Source organism: Pseudomonas sp. MF6776 (genome assembly GCF_016613125.1).
Taxonomy (GTDB): Bacteria; Pseudomonadota; Gammaproteobacteria; order Pseudomonadales; family Pseudomonadaceae; genus Aquipseudomonas; species Aquipseudomonas iridis.
Genome location: NZ_JAENSQ010000009.1, coordinates 110,475 through 127,893, shown reverse-complemented (window position 1 = coordinate 127,893; position 17,419 = coordinate 110,475). Strand labels below are relative to the sequence as shown.

Annotated in this window: 15 protein-coding genes; 8 read left to right on the top strand and 7 right to left on the bottom strand. The window is 59.5% G+C overall.

Translation table 11 applies throughout. The annotated features are described in order from the left end of the window. Positions 1–159 precede the first annotated feature (159 nt). On the bottom strand, positions 160–1,053 hold the full coding sequence (locus JJD74_RS12960; RefSeq protein WP_200614399.1) for a LysR family transcriptional regulator: 894 nt from the start codon (positions 1,051–1,053) through the stop codon (positions 160–162). 99 nt (positions 1,054–1,152) lie between these two features. On the opposite strand from JJD74_RS12960, the gene JJD74_RS12955 reads away from it, so the two are divergent. The 5 genes from JJD74_RS12955 (at position 1,153) to JJD74_RS12935 (ending at position 5,709) form a co-directional block, all read left to right on the top strand. Next, on the top strand, positions 1,153–2,244 hold the full coding sequence (locus tag JJD74_RS12955) for a polyamine ABC transporter substrate-binding protein (RefSeq protein ID WP_200614397.1): 1,092 nt from the start codon (positions 1,153–1,155) through the stop codon (positions 2,242–2,244). A 16-nt stretch (positions 2,245–2,260) separates the two neighbouring features. After that, positions 2,261–3,220, top strand: coding sequence for an agmatinase (gene speB, locus JJD74_RS12950; protein ID WP_200614395.1), 960 nt, complete (start codon positions 2,261–2,263; stop codon positions 3,218–3,220). Between the two features lie 152 nt (positions 3,221–3,372). Beyond that, on the top strand, positions 3,373–4,491 hold the full coding sequence (zapE, locus tag JJD74_RS12945; protein WP_200614392.1) for a cell division protein ZapE: 1,119 nt from the start codon (positions 3,373–3,375) through the stop codon (positions 4,489–4,491). 17 nt (positions 4,492–4,508) lie between these two features. Further along, the gene (locus tag JJD74_RS12940) at positions 4,509–5,090 is read left to right on the top strand and encodes a DinB family protein (protein WP_200614389.1); all 582 of its coding nucleotides are present in this window, start codon (positions 4,509–4,511) and stop codon (positions 5,088–5,090) included. A gap of 121 nt (positions 5,091–5,211) precedes the next feature. Further along, positions 5,212–5,709 (top strand): GNAT family N-acetyltransferase, encoded by a 498-nt coding sequence (locus tag JJD74_RS12935; RefSeq protein WP_200614387.1) that lies wholly within the window; start codon positions 5,212–5,214, stop codon positions 5,707–5,709. A gap of 86 nt (positions 5,710–5,795) precedes the next feature. Here the strand turns inward: JJD74_RS12935 and JJD74_RS12930 are convergent, their stop codons facing one another. The 4 genes from JJD74_RS12930 to JJD74_RS12915 form a co-directional block, all read right to left on the bottom strand. After that, positions 5,796–6,005, bottom strand: a complete 210-nt coding sequence (locus tag JJD74_RS12930) for a hypothetical protein (protein ID WP_047300989.1) — start codon at positions 6,003–6,005, stop codon at positions 5,796–5,798. Between the two features lie 166 nt (positions 6,006–6,171). Then, complete coding sequence (locus JJD74_RS12925) at positions 6,172–8,418, bottom strand: TonB-dependent siderophore receptor (RefSeq protein ID WP_200614385.1); 2,247 nt, start codon at positions 8,416–8,418, stop codon at positions 6,172–6,174. Between the two features lie 147 nt (positions 8,419–8,565). Then, positions 8,566–10,314: a phosphoethanolamine transferase CptA gene (locus JJD74_RS12920; RefSeq protein ID WP_047300992.1), complete on the bottom strand. Its 1,749-nt coding sequence runs from the start codon at positions 10,312–10,314 to the stop codon at positions 8,566–8,568. A 212-nt stretch (positions 10,315–10,526) separates the two neighbouring features. Beyond that, the gene (locus JJD74_RS12915) at positions 10,527–10,709 is read right to left on the bottom strand and encodes a DUF6026 family protein (protein ID WP_115148043.1); all 183 of its coding nucleotides are present in this window, start codon (positions 10,707–10,709) and stop codon (positions 10,527–10,529) included. A 272-nt stretch (positions 10,710–10,981) separates the two neighbouring features. Between JJD74_RS12915 and gnd the strand changes: the two genes are divergently transcribed. Genes gnd through JJD74_RS12900 form a run of 3 tightly spaced genes read left to right on the top strand, consistent with a single transcriptional unit; the run spans position 10,982 to position 14,288 of the window. Beyond that, positions 10,982–11,962: a phosphogluconate dehydrogenase (NAD(+)-dependent, decarboxylating) gene (gnd, locus tag JJD74_RS12910; RefSeq protein ID WP_042559043.1), complete on the top strand. Its 981-nt coding sequence runs from the start codon at positions 10,982–10,984 to the stop codon at positions 11,960–11,962. Then, positions 11,959–13,482, top strand: a complete 1,524-nt coding sequence (gene zwf / locus JJD74_RS12905; protein WP_042559044.1) for a glucose-6-phosphate dehydrogenase — start codon at positions 11,959–11,961, stop codon at positions 13,480–13,482. The genes gnd and zwf overlap by 4 nt, the downstream gene beginning before the upstream one ends. Further along, positions 13,479–14,288, top strand: a complete 810-nt coding sequence (locus JJD74_RS12900) for an HAD family hydrolase (protein ID WP_200614382.1) — start codon at positions 13,479–13,481, stop codon at positions 14,286–14,288. Before zwf ends, JJD74_RS12900 begins: the two co-directional genes overlap by 4 nt. A gap of 123 nt (positions 14,289–14,411) precedes the next feature. On the opposite strand, the gene nhaB is transcribed toward JJD74_RS12900, so the two are convergent. Continuing rightward, positions 14,412–15,914 carry a sodium/proton antiporter NhaB gene (gene nhaB / locus JJD74_RS12895; protein ID WP_200614379.1) on the bottom strand — a complete coding sequence of 501 codons (1,503 nt, stop codon included), beginning with the start codon at positions 15,912–15,914 and terminating at the stop codon, positions 14,412–14,414. Between the two features lie 185 nt (positions 15,915–16,099). Next, on the bottom strand, positions 16,100–17,389 hold the full coding sequence (locus JJD74_RS12890) for a delta-60 repeat domain-containing protein (RefSeq protein WP_200614369.1): 1,290 nt from the start codon (positions 17,387–17,389) through the stop codon (positions 16,100–16,102). Positions 17,390–17,419: the final 30 nt, after the last annotated feature.

The window sequence follows — 17,419 nt, the reverse complement described above, 5'->3', positions numbered from 1 at the left end:
AGGATGCCGGAAGAGGGCGGCGAGGGCAACGCAATAAAACTGCCTGAAAGGTCAGGTTTTATTGGGTGTAGAAGGATTTCACAGGCAACTTCGAACGATCGCAGACTTCGGTGGCGCCTACAGGGGATTGGTTCAGCAGCTGTCGAAGCATGCGATCTTTCAGGTAAACGCCGCCAGCAAATCCTCTTCAAACGCCTTCTGCGCATCCCCCGGTACCTGCGCCCGATGCCGGGCCAGATGGAACGCCACGTCAAAACTCAACTCACCCTCACGCAGCGGACGCAACAGGCCGCTATTCTGCCAGCCAGCCGCGTAGTGATCCGGCAGATAACCCACATGTTTGCCGGAAAGGATAAACGCCAGCGTGCCTTCAACCTGCTCCGATCGCGCCGAACAGCGCTTGCCTTGAAACGGCTCTTCAAAGCGTAAAAAACGGTACGGATGATCAACCCGGTCACACGCCTCGATCGCCGCATCACTGGGCGCATCATCGCTGAACAATGGATGCCCGACCGCGCAATACAAATGCTGGGTCTCACTGAACAAATGGCGGTAGTCGAACGCACTTTGCACCTGCGAGAAATAGCCTATCGCCAGATCCAGCCGTTGTTGCAGCAGCAGTCGTTCCATCTCGCCGGGCATTGCGCTGATCAATTCGATGCGCACTGATTCATCGCGTTCTCGAAAGCGCCGGATCGCTTCGGCGACCCGTTGCAGCACCGATTGGTCGACTGCTTCGGAGATGCCCAAACGCACTTCGCCGATCAAACGCCCGGCGACCCCGTTGGATTGGTGGCGAAAGGTCTCAATCGATTCAAACAGGCTGCGGACGGCGATCAACAGCTGCTCACCTTTGGGCGTCACGCTGAAACCGCCCTTGCCCCGGCTGCACAGGCGATAACCGAGACGGGTTTCCAGCTTCGCCATCTGCTGACTGATGCTCGACTGGCTAAGGCCCAGTTCGCCTTGCGCCGCGCTAAACCCGCCGCATTCAACCACCCGCACAAACAGGCGCAACAACTGCAAATCGACATCATGAAGCTGCCCGAGCATCACATTACTCCGGGATAAAGTCAGGTTAATAAACTTGGTATTTTGCCAATGTATCCGAGCGCGCATCCTGCCACCACTTCCTCCGGTCAGGTGTTCGTCATGGCTCAAGTGTTCAAGCTGTGTTTCCCCGCGCTGTTGTTGTCCGTGGTCATCAACGCTCACGCCGAGGACAAAACCCTCAACCTCTATAGCTGGGCCGATTACGTGCCGCCGAAGACCTTGCAGCGCTTCGAGCAGGCAACAGGCATCCATGTGCGCTACGACACGTTCGATACGTCCGAGGTGCTGGAAACCAAACTGCTCACGGGCGGCAGCGGCTACGACGTGGTGGTGCCATCCTCCAGCGTGCTGGCCCGTGGACTGGCGGCCGGCGCACTGAAAGAGATTCCCCACGACGGGCTGATGGGGTACGCCAATCTCGATGCCGATCTGCTGGAGAAACTTGCCGCCGTCGACCCCGGCAATCGCTATGGCGTGCCTTACACCTGGGGCACGCTCGGGCTGGGGATGAACGTCGAAGCGGTCAAACAACGCCTGCCTGACGTGCCGTTGAACAGCCTCGATCTGCTGTTCAAACCAGAATACGCCAGCAAGCTGAAGGACTGCGGGATCGCGATTCTCGATTCGCCGCAGGAGGTCATCGGCCTGGCGCTGCATTACCTCGGCAAAGATCCGTACAGCACCGACAAGCAGGATCTGGCCGCCGCCGAGGCGTTGTTGCACACACTTCAGCCGTCGGTGCTGTACGTCGCCACCGGTCGACAGATCAGCGATCTGGCCAACGGCACAGTGTGTCTGGCCCTGACCTACAACGGCGACGCGAGCATGGCCGCCGATCAGGCGCGCAAGGCTGACAAACCGTTTGAGGTCGCTTACCGCATTCCCAAGGAAGGCACGCTGATCTGGCAGGACAACCTAGCGATCCCCAAGGATGCGCCGCACCCCGAAGCGGCCCGGGCGTTCATCGAGTTCATGTTGCGCCCCGATTCGGTCGCCGAGCTGACCAATACGCTGTTTTTCGCCACCGCCAACCAGGCCGCGACGCCGCTGGTGGATGAAGCGGTGCGCAACGACCCCGACATTTATCCGCCGAGCGCCGTGCGCGAACGGCTTTATGCCGACCGCAGCATGAGTCTCAAGGAAATGCGTCAGCGCACGCGTCTGTGGACCTCTTTCCGTAGCCACCAATAACAAAAGGAGTACACCGATGGACGTGCCAAACCTCAATGACCAAGCCATGACGCGCGACAGCCTTTACGGCACTTGCGCCGAAAGCACTTACGCCGGGATCACCAGTTTCATGCGTCGACGCTACAGCCGCGACCTGCGTGGCGTCGACGTGGCGGTCAGCGGCGTGCCGTTCGACACCGCCACCAGCAACCGCCCGGGCGCTCGATTCGGACCACGCGGGATTCGCGCGGCGTCCAGCGGCATTGCCTGGGAACGTCACTGGCCGTGGGCGTTTGACCCGTTCGATCATCTGGCGGTGGTCGACTTCGGCGACTGCGATTTCGACTACGGCGCGCCGCACAGCATCCCGGAAGGCATCGAGGCCCACGCCGAACATATCCTCAATGCCGGCAGCGCGATGTTGACCTTCGGTGGCGATCACTTCATCAGCTACCCACTGCTCAAGGCCCATGCGCGCAAGCACGGCAAACTGTCGTTGATCCACTTCGACGCACACAGCGACACCTGGCCGGACGAGGACGGCAAGCGTGTCGATCACGGCACCATGTTCTGGCATGCGGCGCGCGAAGGTCTGGTGGATCCGGCGCGTTCGGTGCAGATCGGTTTGCGCACCACCAATGACGATCATCAGGGCTTCCAGGTGCTCGACGCCCGGCAGGTGCATCGGCGCGGCTGTGAGGCGATTGTTGAAGCGATTCGCGCGCGGGTCGGCGATAACCCGGTGTACCTGACGTTCGATATCGACTGCCTCGATCCCGCCTTCGCCCCCGGCACCGGGACGCCGGTTTGCGGCGGCTTGAGCACGGTGCAGGCGCTGGAAATCCTCGGCGGCTTGCGCGGGATCAATCTGGTCGGCATGGACGTGGTGGAAGTGGCGCCGGCTTATGACCATGCGGAAGTCACTTCACTTGCAGCGGCGACATTGGCCATGGAAATGCTCTGCCTGTATGCCGCGAGGCACAAAGTCGACCTCTGAAACGCGACACAAAATCCTGTGGGAGCCAGCGTTTCTCTCGGCAGCCCATAGGGTTTGGTTTGAGGTGGGCGGGGTTGAGTCGAATCGGGCTGGAAAAAACGTCGGCAAAAAGCCCACATTTTTTCGGGGGACACCATGGCATACTGCCGCGCATGACTTTCGACTCTCCGCTAAGCGCCTGGCAGCATGCCATCGAGCACAAGGGTTTCATCCAGGATGAAGCTCAGGAACACGCCGTATGGGCGCTGCAAAAATGCCACGAAGCCTTGCACGCCGGCGCCCGCTCGGTCAGCGGCGTGTACTTGTGGGGCCCCGTCGGGCGCGGCAAGACGTGGCTGATGGATCAGTTCTATCAAAGCTTGCGAGTGCCGGCGCGGCGGCAACACTTCCATCATTTCATGGGCTGGGTGCACCAGCGTTCGTTCCAGTTGACTGGCATCGCCGATCCGCTGCGTGCGCTGGCCAAGGAGTTGGCGAGCGAAGTGCGGGTGCTGTGCTTCGACGAACTGTTTGTCAACGACATAGGCGATGCGATCATTCTCGGGCGCCTGTTCCAGGTCATGTTCGACGAAGGCGTGGTAGTGGTCTGCACCTCCAACCTGCCGCCGGATGATTTGTACGCCGATGGCTTCAATCGCGATCGCTTTGTCCCGGCAATCGCGGCGATCAAGGCGCATATGCAAGTGGTTCCGGTGAATGGCGCCGAGGATCATCGCCTGCATCCGGGCGCGCTCCACCAGCGCTACTTTGTCGCCAATGCCGGAAGCAGCAGTGCGCTGGGCGAGGTCTTTGACGCGTTGACGGCCGGGCAATCGGCCAGCGCTGAACCGGTAACGGTCGGCCATCGCGTGCTCAACGTGGTGCAGGCCAGTCCGACTGTGCTCTGGTGTCGTTACGCCGACCTGTGCGAGCAACCGTTCGCCGCCATGGATTTCATCGCGCTGTGCGACAACTACCGGGCTATTCTGTTGAGCGAGGTGCCGAACCTCAGCGCACAGAAGCGCGAAGGACGCATCGCTCGCGGCACCGAAGACGGCAGCGCGCAAGTGGTGGCGGGGGATCGTGAGTTGCCACAGTTATCGGTGCACGACGATGGCGTGCGGCGTTTTATTGCCTTGGTCGACGAGTGCTACGACCGCAAGGTGCCGCTGTACATCGAGGCACACGTGGCGATGGAGACGCTCTACACCGAGGGCTATCTGCAGTTCCCGTTCCGCCGCACCCTCAGTCGCTTGCAGGAAATGCAATTGCAGCGCTTTGCCGAGGCTTGAAAGAAGAGGGCGCCCACATGAACCAGCCGCTGTCCCATCATCTATTGACCATGGCGTATCAAAACGCCTGGGCCAATCACCGACTGGCCAAGGCCTGGACGCAACTCGACGACAGCGACCTGTCGGCCCCTCGGGTGAGTTTTTTTCCGAGCCTGCGGCTGACCCTCAACCATATCCTCACCTGTGACTGGTTCTACGTGGATGCGCTGGAGCGCGAACTGCGCGGGGACGAACCGCATCCTGACTGCTACGTGTTTTTCAACGCCGCCGAACCCTTTACCGACCCACTTCCATTGCGTGAGGAACAGGCCCGTGTCGATCGTCGGCTGATCGCTTATTGCGAACAACTGCGCGATGCCGATCTGGGCCGGCTCGTCACTATCGCCCGCGAGATACCGCAGCACGACAGCCGCTTGCGCATGCTTTCACACCTGTTTGAGCATCAGATTCATCATCGTGGGCAGGTGCACGGGATGCTCAGCGACACCGCCGTGAAACCGCCACAACTCGACGAGTTTTTCTGTGTGGGTGAGGCGCGATTGCGCGCCGGGGATTTTGCTGAGCTGGGCTGGACCGAGGAGCTGATCTGGGGTCGTTGAGCGACCTTGTGATCTTTTGCTTTCCCTGCGGGTTGTCGGCCGCACCGCGCTCGCGCTAAGGTCTTGCTGTGCCTTTCAGCAAGCACTTTGCGCGCTGGGGCTTTTGTGTTCGGGGATGGAAATGGATTCCGCAGAAATTCTTGTGCTTCAGGCCAGTTACACCAATCCAGTGCATGCCGAGGCCATTGGCGTTGTGCTCAATCACTATGCAGAAAATCCCATGGGCGGCGAGCAGCCGATCGACCCTGAGTTGCTGCGACGACTGCCCGAAGAGCTGGCGCGCCGGCCGCACGCCTTCAGTGTGCTGGCATTTGTCGGCGGTGAACCGGCAGGGTTGGTGAACTGCTTTGAGGGGTTTTCCACGTTCGCATGCAAACCCTTGGTCAACGTCCACGATGTGGCGGTGATGAGCAAGTTTCGCGGTTTGGGGTTGAGCCAGAAAATGCTCCGCAAGGTCGAGGAAATCTCCCGTCAGCGCGGCTGCTGCAAGATCACTCTCGAAGTACTGGAAGGCAACGCCGTGGCGCAGAACGCCTACAGCAAGTTCGGTTTTGCGCCCGGCATGTTCAACCCTGATCACGGGCGCATGCTGTTCTGGATCAAGGATCTTCAGGCATAAAAAAAGGCGCCCGAAAAGGGCGCCTAACTGTCTTCCCCCAGGCCGGAGCGCAGCCGTGGGAGGTTCATCGGTTGCTCTGTAAAAACTCAGTCGCGGTAGGACTCGGTCACTTGCGCCGTCTGATCGGCGGGAACCCGAATCTCTTTCGCGTTGGCGTCGTTCGCCTGTTCGCTTTGCGCGTGATGGACCGGGAAATTGTCGAAGTAATGACGCATGCGTTCGGCGCCACCTTCAGCGAAAGCGCTGGCGGAACCAAGGGCGAGTAGCCCGGCAAGCATTGCGGTGGTGATTTTCATGGTGCCTCCTACTGAACAAGTCGGAGCCGTTCGTCCATGAAGCAGATCTCGGAGGCAATTGTGTGCGGAGCGAATTAACTCGGGGTTAACACCCTTTGACGGCGTGCCATACCTGTAGCGAGGACGCTTGTTCCTGCACTACAGGTGATGGGTGCATAAAAGAAAGTCAGAGCTTCCAGTCCAGGCTCACCGTCACTGTGCGCGGATCGCCCCAATACACGCCGTTGTAGAAACCGACGTTTTCGTAGTACTTCTTGTCGAAGAGGTTATCGACGTTCAGCGAGGCCGAGAGGTTTTTGTCGATCGCGTAGCGCGACATCAGCTTGACCACGGTGTAGGCGCCCTGGTGAATTTTGGCATTTTCGGTGATGAATTCGCCCTCGGCATCGCGGCCGATCGGGCGATTCGAATCTCTGAAAATACGGCTCTGCCAATTCACTGCACCGCCGACAGTCAACGCCTGCCATTCACCCGGCAAACGATACGCCGTGGAAACCCGCAGCATGTTCAGCGGTTGGTTTTCATTGGTGCGTTGTTGCTCACCGTTGGCCGAATGGGTGTAGGTGTAGCCGGCGGTCATGTTCCAGCCGTTGAGAATTTCGCCGGAGACCTCGGCTTCGAAACCATTGACCTTGTTGCCTTTACCGCCTGACTTGTAGAACTTTTCGCGGGTGACCGGATCTGGCGGCACCGAATTGTCGACCTCGGCAACGTTGTCCTGCTTGCTCCAGAACAGCGCCGTGGCCACGTTGAGCCGCTCTTCCAGCAAACTGCCTTTGAGGCCCAGTTCATAGTTGCTGCCGACGACCGGATCGAGATACTTGCGGCTGGTGTCGCGGTTGCTCTGCGGTTTGAAAATATCGGTGTAGCTGACGTAAGCGGTGTATTCCGGCGTCAGGTCGTAGAGCAGGCCGGCATAGGGTGTCCAGACGTCATTTTGTTGCTGGCGAGTTGTTTCAACGCGGGTCAATCGCAGGCTTTTGTCATACGAGTAGTCGGCATTTTGCCCTTCCCAACTGCCGTAGCGGCTGCCGATCACGGCGTGCAACTGATCGGTCAGGCTCAGGCGCGTGGCGATATAGCCCGCCTTCTGTCGCGTGTTGCCCCTGGAGCTGGTGAGGCCTGTGACGGTGTCGGGGAACTTGGCGATATCGCCCATGTATTTCCAGTCGCGGATGCTGCCGTAACCGGCGGCACGCGGTCCGTTGACGGTCTTCGGGGAGTAGGAGCGGTGTTCTGCTTCGCCATAGCCGAACATCATTTCGTGCTCACGACCGAGCAATGAATAGGGGCCGGAGAGATTGAAGTCATAGACGTCCATTTTCTGCGTGCCGACCATGTGCGAAGAGTAAGCAACCATGCCACTGCGGTCTGCGTCGGGGAAACCTTCGCCGCCATAGTAGACCTTGCCGTCGATATCGCTTTGGCGATGGGTGTAGGCCGCCTTCAGGTGCCAGCCTCCAGCCAGTGCCTGATCAACGGTGGCGAAGGCGGTTTTATCCTTGAGCGGCCACGAACTCCAGGAAGTCGCCATATTGGTCGAGCGACCCAGTCCGGCCTTGCCGCCATCGGCGTTCCAGTAAGGTACGGTGCCCCAGGCCGAACCTTGCACCTGCTTGTCCTGATAGTCATAACCCACGGCGAGCACCGTGGAATCGGTCAGGTCGGCCTCAAGAATTCCGTAGCCGACTTCCCGTTGCAGCGCGTACTTGTCGCGAAACGACTGGCTGTCGCGATAAGCCAGCACCGTACGCCCGCGCAAACGGCCATCGAAGGCCAGCGGGCCACCGACATCGACGTAACTGTAGTAATCGTCGTAGCTGCCACCGCTGACCCCGGCCAACGCCTGAAGCTGGGCCGTCGGCCGTTTACGCACCATGTTGATGGTCGCCGACGGATCGCCCGCACCCGTTGTCAGGCCAGTGGCACCGCGCACGACTTCTATGCGGTCGTAGATGATGGTGTCGGCGTCGGACTTCATGCGGTCGAACGTGTTGAGCATCCCGTCGATCTGGAAGTTGTTGATCGAATAACCCCGGGAGGAATAGCTGACCCGATCCGAGTCAAGGTGCTGGACCACCACGCCAGTGGTCTGGCTCATGGCTTCGGACAATGTACCGAGTTTGAAATCATCCATCTGCTGGCGGGTGACCACGGACACCGACTGTGGCGTTTGCTTGATCGACAGGTTCATCCGCGTAGCGGTGCTCATGGCGCCGGTGGTGTAAGCGTGGGTGTTTTCGGTGCTGCTGCCCAGGCCTTGCGCGGAGATGTTGGTCGATGCCAGTTCCAGCGCCGGAGCGGTGGGCTCCGGTGGTTTTTCGGCTTCGGAATCAGCCAGCAGATCGGTGCTCAGGGCGGCTCCGCAGAGGCCCAGGGTAAGGGTCATGGAACGGGTGATGGGCGCGAACATCGCAGCCGACTCCTTGTCTTCGAGGGGAAAAAATCCGTTTGTTCAAAGACGAAGCGCGAAACTGCGATTTAGTATCAAACGCGAAATACTTTCATTTGAAAATGTTGCAGGCATGAAAAAGGGGCCGGTTTCGGCCCCTCTGCGATGTCACTGTTGTACGACTTTCGACTCTGCGCCCGCGACGGGCTTGGGCTTCATCAGGCTGAAATCGATCAGCGCCCGTTGTTCACGCTGATACGGATCGCCGATCAGCAGTGGACGAACCTTGAAGCTGTCGCTGACCACGCTTTTGCTGCGGTCCAGTTCGTCGAAGCTCAAACCGGCCAGGTCTGCCCACGTGTGGATCAGATGCGAGCTGCTGTACGGTCGCTGCAAGTCACCGGCCAGATTCCAGTCATGGTTTTCGCGCCATTTCGGCGAGGCCCAGGCCATGAACGGAATGGTGTACATCGGCGCGGTCGGTTTGTTTTCGTTGCGGCCCAGGGTGCTGTGGCCTACCGAGTCGAACACGTCTTCGCCGTGGTCCGAGAGATACAGCAGGAAGCCATTCGGATCGGATTTGGCGTAATCCTTGATCAGGCTCGACACGACAAAGTCGTTGTACAGCACGGCGTTGTCATAGCTGTTGTAGGTCGGTACCTGATCGTCACGCACACCCGGCGGAACACCGTTGCGATCCTTGAACTTGTCGAAGGTCGGCGGATAACGGTATTGGTAGCTCATGTGGGTGCCGAGCAAATGTACGACGATCAACTTGCGCGGCGCCGCATCGGCCAGCGCCTTGTTGAACGGCTCGATCACGTCGCCGTCGTACTGGGCAGCGTTCTGGTTGCGGTTGTTGTTGAGGTACACCTGCTCGTCGGCCTGTTCTGAGAAGGTCGTGAGCATGGTGTTGCGCTTGGTCATGGTCTGCTGGTTGGTGATCCAGAAGGTCTTGTAACCCGCCTGTTTCATCATGCTGACCAACGATGGCGTAGACAGGTAGAGGTCCGGGTTTTCTTCGTCAGCGAAAGTCAGTACCTGCTGCAACGCCTCGATGGTGTAAGGGCGAGGGGTCACGACGTTGTCGAAAATCGCCAGTTGATCCTTGAGTTTGTCCAGTTCCGGCGTGGTGTTGCGCGGGTAGCCGTACAGGCTCATGCGCTGACGGTTGGTCGACTCGCCGATTACCAGCACAAGCGTTGACGGCTGATCGGCGCCGGCAGCCTTGAGGTTATGCAGCGGCGGGATCTTGCTGGCGCTGTCCAGCATGCCCTGCATGTCTTCCAGGGTGTCGAGATAACGGTGATAAGCCACTGCCATTTGCCATGGCACCGCCGGCTCGATACGGGTTTCGAATTTCTCGAAGCCTTGAGCGAAGGTCCCCATGCGTAGCGTTTGCTTGACGAGCGGATAACCGACGACTGCGATCACGATAGCCGCGGCAGCGACCATTGCGCGGCCACGGGGCATGTACACCGGGCGCAAGCGAGTCCACAGGAACCAGGCGAATGCGGTATGCGCCAGGAACGCCGCCACCATCCACCAGGCAAAGTACTGAGTCATGTACTCGCCGGCTTCAGACACGTTCGACTCGAACATGATGAAGATGACGCTCTGGGAGAATTCCTGCTGATAAATGAAGAAGTAACCCAGGCTGGCCATCGAACAGGCCCACAGCACCACGCCGATCAGGCCGGCGAGCAGTTTTGTGCGTTTGGGGAACAACAGCATCGGTGCCAGCCAGATCGCGCTCATCACGAACGCTTGGCGAAACCCCGTGAAGCCGGAGGTACCGGTTATCTGAATCAGCAGTTGGGTTATGCCGGAGAAGTACCAGAAGAATACAAACAGCCAGAGAACACCGGCCCAATCGAAACCTGCCGCAGTCGTTTTGCTGCGTTTGAACAATGCCATTCGGCGCTCCAGCTCACTCGTTACAACTACCGCCGGAACATCCATGAAACCGACGAACGGACGCCGCACGCGCAGGTACGGCCAGAATGCGGCGCAGTATCACGAAGGGAATGTGAAAGTTTTGTTAATGGGCGCGCTTGTCTGTGCTTAAACGGCCATGGGTACATCGTGACGGGAACAGCGTCGGCTGCTCCCGAAAACAGCGGGGAAGATCAGGCGTGCGGGTGACGATGGACAACCGGCAACGGTTTGGACTGAGCGCCATGGGTCAACGCGCGCAGTTGCGCCAACTCCTGCTTCAATTGGTCGCGCTCGTCTTTCAACTGACGCAATTCATCGCGACGAATCGTGACGTACAGGGTTTGTGCCGGCATTGCTGTGTGTACTGTGCCCATTGCTCACCTCGCAAATGGTATGTCTCAACTGTAAATAGCCCCCGTTTTGAGGTGCTGACTTACTATCGGCATCAATTTTGTTTTCTTTTGCCACTGAATGGAACTTTTTTATTTTTCATGGTCGGTGTGTCTTCGACAGGTTTGAGGGCGTTATCAGTCTAGATCGGGCACAATGCCCGGAAACTTCATCCCGGTGCTCTGGACTAACCTCCATTAGTCGCGTTGGGCTATACCTTTTGACACACATTATTTGTAGTAAGGAGCATCAGCACATGCAACTCGGGATTATTGGACTGGGCCGTATGGGCGGCAATATTGCGCGGCGTCTGATGCTCAACGGTCACACCACCGTTGTTTTCGACCGCAATACCGCTTTCATCGATAACCTGGTCGCCGAGGGCTCCACGGGCGTTGCTGATTTGCCGGCACTGGTTGCAGGCCTGGCCAAACCACGGGCCGTGTGGGTCATGCTGCCGGCCGGCGCGCCGACCGAAGACACCATCGAAACGCTGAGCAACCTGCTGGAAGCTGGCGACACCATTATCGACGGTGGCAACACCAACTATAAGGATGACATCCGCCGCGCCAGAACCCTGGCCGAGAAGGGCCTGCACTACATCGACGTCGGCACCTCCGGTGGCGTCTGGGGCCTGGAACGCGGTTACTGCATGATGATCGGCGGCGATGCCGAGACCGTAAAACGTCTCGACCCGCTGTTTGCCGCATTGGCGCCGGGCATGGGCGATATTCCGCGCACCAAGGACCGCAAGTCCGATGACCCGCGTGCCGAGCACGGCTACATCCACGCCGGTCCCGCCGGTGCCGGGCATTTTGTGAAGATGATTCACAACGGCATCGAGTACGGAATGATGGCGGCCTTCGCCGAAGGTTTCGACATCCTCAAGACCAAATCCAGCGAGCGTCTGCCGGAAGATCAGCGTTTTGATCTCAACGTGGCTGACATCGCTGAAGTCTGGCGCCGTGGCAGCGTGGTGTCGTCCTGGTTGCTCGACCTGACTGCCGACGCCTTGGCCAGCGACCCGAAACTCGACGGTTTCTCCGGCTCGGTGGCAGACAGTGGCGAAGGTCAATGGACCATCGAAGCCGCCATGGAACAAGCGGTGCCGGTGCCGGTGCTGTCGAACTCGCTGTTCTCGCGCTACCGCTCACGCGGTCAGGGCACTTTTGGCGACAAGATTCTTTCGGCCCAGCGCTTCGGCTTCGGCGGCCACGTAGAGACTGCGAAAAAATGACCCATACGATCCGCAGAAAATCCAAGGCAGAACCCGCACCACCGACCACGCTGTTCCTGTTCGGTGCCCACGGTGACCTGGTCAAGCGCTTGCTCATGCCCGCGCTGTACAACCTGAGTCGCGACGGCCTGCTTGATGAGGGTCTGCGGATCGTCGGCGTTGATCACAACGCCATTACCGATGAAGCCTTCGCGCAAAAACTCGAAGACTTCATCCGCACCGAAGTGGCGGCGAAGGTTGGCAAGGGCGATCAGATGCTTGATCCGGCCTTGTGGGCCAAGCTCGCCAAAGGTATCAGCTACGTCCAGGGCGACTTCCTGGACGACAGCACTTATTCCGCGCTGGCGGCGAAAATCGCCGACAGCGGCACCGGCAATGCGGTGTTCTATCTGGCCACCGCGCCACGTTTCTTCAGCGAAGTGGTGCGCCGTCTCGGCAGCGCCGGTTTGCTCGAGGAAACCCCTGAAGCGTTCAGAAGGGTGGTGATCGAGAAGCCGTTCGGCTCCGATCTGCAAACTGCCGAAGCACTGAATGCCTGTTTGCTCAAGGTGATGTCCGAGAAGCAGATCTATCGGATCGACCATTACCTGGGCAAGGAAACCGTGCAGAACATTCTGGTCAGCCGGTTCTCCAACAGCCTGTTCGAAGCATTCTGGAACAATCACTACATCGACCACGTACAGATCACCGCCGCGGAAACCGTTGGCGTTGAAACCCGTGGCAGTTTTTACGAACACACCGGCGCGCTGCGCGACATGGTGCCCAATCACCTGTTCCAGTTGCTGGCGATGGTGGCCATGGAACCTCCGGCAGCGTTCGGCGCGGATGCGGTGCGGGGCGAGAAGGCCAAGGTGGTCGGCGCCATTCGCCCATGGACCGTGGAAGAAGCGCGGGCCAACTCGGTACGCGGGCAGTACAGCGCCGGCGAAGTGGGCGGTAAGCCACTGGCTGGTTATCGCGAAGAGGCCAACGTTGCACCCGACAGCAGCACCGAAACCTACGTCGCGCTCAAGGTGATGATCGACAACTGGCGCTGGGTCGGCGTGCCGTTCTACCTGCGCACCGGCAAGCGCATGAGCGTGCGCGACACCGAAATCGTTATTTGCTTCAAACCGGCGCCATATGCGCAGTTTCGCGACACCGAAGTCGACGAGTTGCAGCCGACCTACCTGCGCATCCAGATCCAGCCGAACGAAGGCATGTGGTTCGATCTGCTTGCCAAACGTCCTGGTCCGGCGTTGAACATGGCCAACATCGAGCTGGGTTTTGCTTACAAGGATTTCTTCGAGATGCAGCCGTCGACCGGCTACGAAACACTCATCTACGACTGCCTGACTGGCGATCAGACACTGTTCCAGCGCGCCGACAACATCGAGAATGGCTGGCGCGCCGTGCAGCCGTTCCTCGACGCCTGGCAGCAGGATGCGAGCGTGCAAAGCTATGCCGCCGGTGAAGACGGCCCACAGGCTGCCGAAGATCTGCTGACTCGCGATGGCCGCGTCTGGCATGGCCTGGGATGAGCGAGCCTGTCCGTTTTTTGCTGAGCGATATGGACGGCACGCTGTTGTTGCCCGATCACAGTCTGAGCCAGCGCACCATCGACGCTGTCCGGTCGTTGCGCGAGGCGGGCGTGCTGTTCAGCCTCGCCACGGGTCGTCCACCCAAAGCCATGCTGCAGCAGATCGAAGCCTTGGGCGTCGACCTGCCGACGGCGGCGTTCAATGGCGGCACCATCGTCAATCCGGACGGCAGTCTGCTGGTGGCGCATTACCTGCCGGCGACAACCGCACTGATTGCACTGGCGACGTTCGACGATCAACCTGATGTTGAAGTCTGGGTGTTCAGCGGCGGTGACTGGCTGCTCAAAGACCCGCACGGGCCGATGGTGCCGCGCGAGCAGCATGGCCTTGGTTATCCGCCGGTGGTGGTGGAGAGTTTTGAGCCGTATCTGGAGCGCATCGACAAGATCGTCGCGACCAGTAACAACACCGAGTTTCTGATCGAGCTGGAAGCGCGCCTGTTGTCCAAGGTCAACGGCATGGCGCAAGTCTCGCGCTCACAACCGGTGTACCTCGACGTCACGGCGCTGGAGGCGAACAAGGGCACGGCACTGGCGACACTGGCTGCGCATCTGGGCGTGTCGCTTGCGCACACAGCGGCGATTGGCGATGGCGGCAATGATCCGGCGATGTTCCATTGCGCGGGGTTGTCGATTGCCATGGGCCAGGCGGAAGAGGCGGTGCAGCGTCAGGCTGACGTGGTGACGGCGCCGAACACCGAGGACGGTGTGGCCCAGGCGATCGAGAAATACATCCTTGCTCGCTGACTCAACCGCATCCCGATGTGGGAGCGAGCCTGCTCGCGAAAACGGTGTGTCAATCAACGAATCCGTTGTCTGACTCTCCCTCTTCGCGAGCAGGCTCGCTCCCACAGGTTTATTCGGTACTGATCAGAGCCAGTAACTGACGGCATACCAGCCCAGCAGGCCCATCACCACGGTGTAAGGCACTGCCATCCATACCATCCGCCCATAAGACAAGCGCACCAGCGGCGCAATCGCCGACGTCAGCAGGAACAGAAACGCGGCCTGACCATTTGGCGTCGCCACACTCGGCAGGTTGGTGCCGGTGTTGATCGCAATCGCCAGCGTCTCGAAATGCTCGCGGCTCATGTGGCCGGCGAGGAATGCCTGCTTCACTTCGGTGATGTAGATGGTTGCGACAAACACGTTGTCGCTGATGGCCGACAACAGACCGTTGGCCATAAACAGCATGCCCGGTTGTTGATCTACCGGCAGCGTCAGTACCCACGTAATCAGCGGCACAAACAGGTGTTGATCGTGAATCACTGCCACCACGGCAAAAAACACCACCAGCAATGCAGTGAACGGCATGGCGTCCTTGAAGGCACTGCCCAGACGATGCTCGTCGGTGATCCCGGTAAATGTGGTGATCAGTACAATCACCATCAAACCGATCAGGCCGACCTCTGCCACGTGAAAGGCCAGACAGCCAATCAGGATCAGCGCGGCGGCGCCTTGCACCAGTAGCGCAGCGCGTTGACGCGCGGTACGTTCGGCGTTGTCTTCGGCGGCGTAGTTGGCCAGTACGGCGCGCACGTTGTCCGGCAGCAGGGTGCCGTAACCGAACCAGCGCAGTTTCTCCAGCAACACGCAGGTCAACAGGCCCGCAGCCAATACCGGCAGGGACACCGGCGCGACTTTCAGGAAGAACTCCGCAAAATGCCAGCCCATTTCATGGCCGATCAGCAGGTTCTGCGGCTCGCCCACCAGCGTACAGACGCCGCCAAGCGCTGTACCGACCGCGCCGTGCATCAACAGGCTGCGCAGAAACGAGCGAAATTGTTCCAGGTCGTCATAGTGCAGGGTCGGCAGGTGTTGGTCGTTGCCGAATTCGCTGTCTTTGCGCGGATCCTTGCCCGAGGCCACCCGATGGTAGACCGAGTAAAAGCCTACCGCTGCACTGATGATCACTGCGGTTACCGTCAGGGCATCGAGGAACGCCGAGAGAAACGCCGACAAAAAGCAGAACATCAGCGACAGTATCGCTTTGGAGCGCACGCCCAACAGCAGTCGCGAAAACAGATATAGCAGCAGGTCTTTCATGAAGTAGATGCCGGCGACCATGAACATCAACAGCAGGATCACCGGGAAGTTGTGCACCAGCTCATCGTAGAGCGCCTGCGGCGTGGTCATCTTCAGCAGCAGGGCTTCGATCAACAGCAAACCACCCGGCATCAGCGGATAGCACTTGAGGGCCATGGCCAGGGTGAAAATGAACTCGATCACCAACAGCCAGCTCGCCGCGACTGGGCCGACGGTGAACAGCACGAGTGCATTGAGGATCAGGAAGCCGACGATGGTCGCCTTGTACCAACGAGGCGAGTGCCCGAGAAAGTTGTGCGCGAGCGCCTGGGCGATTGAACCGGACATCGGTTGCTCCTTGTATTCAGAAGCGCGCAAGTTGCCGGATGTTTCAGCCGAGTTCAAGTTCTAACTGCCTGAAACACGCCCCTTTAGAACTGCTGAAGGCTGCGATCCTTCGATCCTGTTTCTAAAATCAAAAAATAGCAGCCTTCGGCAGCGCCTGCAGGAGTCGTAATTGTGTCAGGGGAAGATCAGTGATTGAGATACCGAGCAACCATCGCCCGGTAGTTGCCATCCAGCGAATAGCCACCCACCAGTATCGCGCCGTCTGGTTGCACGGCCAGTGAGTTGGCCGTGTCGAGGCTGCGGCCAAGGCGTGTGCGTAGCCAGCCGCGGCCATGACCGAAGCTTGGGTCGAGGCTGCCATCGGTGCGATAACGAGCGACGATGAAGTCTGCCTCGACACCGCCAAGGGTTGCTCCCACCGCAATCATCCGACCGTCTGCCATGCGTTGCGCGGCGCTCCACTGGCAGCCGCTGGGTCCGATTTCGAGCAGTTGCGGCTGGCCATTGTTGATGTGCGAATCCGGGCGACCATTGGGGTGCATGGTGAGCGCCAGGCAGCGGATCGGGTCGCGACTGCTGCCGAAACAGTGCAGTGATTCGGTGGACTCAAGAATCTGACTGACCAGTGCACTTTTGCCTTGGGCGGTGAACGCCATGAAACCATCTACCGCGAAGCTTTCATCAAGACAACCCTCGGGCAGATATCGCGCCAACAGACCTTGCTGCGGAAAGTCGATCGATCCGCCGACCACGATCCGCCCGTCGGCCTGCAACAATAGACTGTTGAGCCAGGTATTGAGCAGCAAATGGCGGATCATCACGAAGCCGCGACCGTTGAAAGTCTCATCCAGACTACCGTCGGGTTTGAGACGAATCAGCATGCCGGCGTGATCGGCGAGTTCGAAGTGATGGTTGGCGATCAGCAGAATATGCCCGTCGTCCTGAACCGCGAAGTCGCAGGCTTCGGCACCAGGTACACCGGGCGGGAGCCAGGTATCGCGGGTGCCCATGGACAAATCGCCCGGCAGACGCACGACTTGCCGGCCATTGTCGCCGAACGTCTGATCCGGATTGCCTTGCGCGTCAAACAAGGCCAGGGCGGGCAAGGTGCGATGGCTGTTTTCATAGTGCAAACCGGCCAGCAGGATGCGTCCATCGGCGAGCGCCTGGACTTTGCCGGCCATTGCTTCGAAACCATGGGTAAACGTGTCAATCACGCTGCCCTGATTGCCAAAGGACAAATCCGCAGAACCATCTGCAAGTAACCGTGCCAGGCCGAAGCGGCTGCCTTCGGCAACGCCGACTTTCGCCGCCACCAGAATTCGCCCCTGCGCATCGAGCGCGACATCCTCGGTCAGGCTGGACAAACTGCCGGCGAAATACACCTGGGCAACGCCGCCGTGGGCAAAGGTTTGGTCAAGTTGTCCCGCGTCATTCAATAACGCTGGGAGCGCAAAGGCGTTCAGTGTGGACATGCACGCATCTCCTTGCGAGTTGACCAACAC

Bases quoted from the DNA above. Each gene is read 5' to 3' on its own strand.
- nhaB (WP_200614379.1), bottom strand. From the start codon at position 15,914: ATGTCCGGTTCAATCGCCCAGGCGCTCGCGCACAACTTTCTCGGGCAC.
- gnd (WP_042559043.1), top strand. From the start codon at position 10,982: ATGCAACTCGGGATTATTGGACTGGGCCGTATGGGCGGCAATATTGCG.
- JJD74_RS12955 (WP_200614397.1), top strand. From the start codon at position 1,153: ATGGCTCAAGTGTTCAAGCTGTGTTTCCCCGCGCTGTTGTTGTCCGTG.
- JJD74_RS12925 (WP_200614385.1), bottom strand. From the start codon at position 8,418: ATGTTCGCGCCCATCACCCGTTCCATGACCCTTACCCTGGGCCTCTGC.
- JJD74_RS12940 (WP_200614389.1), top strand. From the start codon at position 4,509: ATGAACCAGCCGCTGTCCCATCATCTATTGACCATGGCGTATCAAAAC.
- JJD74_RS12930 (WP_047300989.1), bottom strand. From the start codon at position 6,005: ATGAAAATCACCACCGCAATGCTTGCCGGGCTACTCGCCCTTGGTTCC.
- JJD74_RS12890 (WP_200614369.1), bottom strand. From the start codon at position 17,389: ATGTCCACACTGAACGCCTTTGCGCTCCCAGCGTTATTGAATGACGCG.
- JJD74_RS12920 (WP_047300992.1), bottom strand. From the start codon at position 10,314: ATGGCATTGTTCAAACGCAGCAAAACGACTGCGGCAGGTTTCGATTGG.
- JJD74_RS12915 (WP_115148043.1), bottom strand. From the start codon at position 10,709: ATGGGCACAGTACACACAGCAATGCCGGCACAAACCCTGTACGTCACG.
- JJD74_RS12935 (WP_200614387.1), top strand. From the start codon at position 5,212: ATGGATTCCGCAGAAATTCTTGTGCTTCAGGCCAGTTACACCAATCCA.
- JJD74_RS12960 (WP_200614399.1), bottom strand. From the start codon at position 1,053: ATGCTCGGGCAGCTTCATGATGTCGATTTGCAGTTGTTGCGCCTGTTT.
- JJD74_RS12900 (WP_200614382.1), top strand. From the start codon at position 13,479: ATGAGCGAGCCTGTCCGTTTTTTGCTGAGCGATATGGACGGCACGCTG.
- zapE (WP_200614392.1), top strand. From the start codon at position 3,373: ATGACTTTCGACTCTCCGCTAAGCGCCTGGCAGCATGCCATCGAGCAC.
- speB (WP_200614395.1), top strand. From the start codon at position 2,261: ATGGACGTGCCAAACCTCAATGACCAAGCCATGACGCGCGACAGCCTT.
- zwf (WP_042559044.1), top strand. From the start codon at position 11,959: ATGACCCATACGATCCGCAGAAAATCCAAGGCAGAACCCGCACCACCG.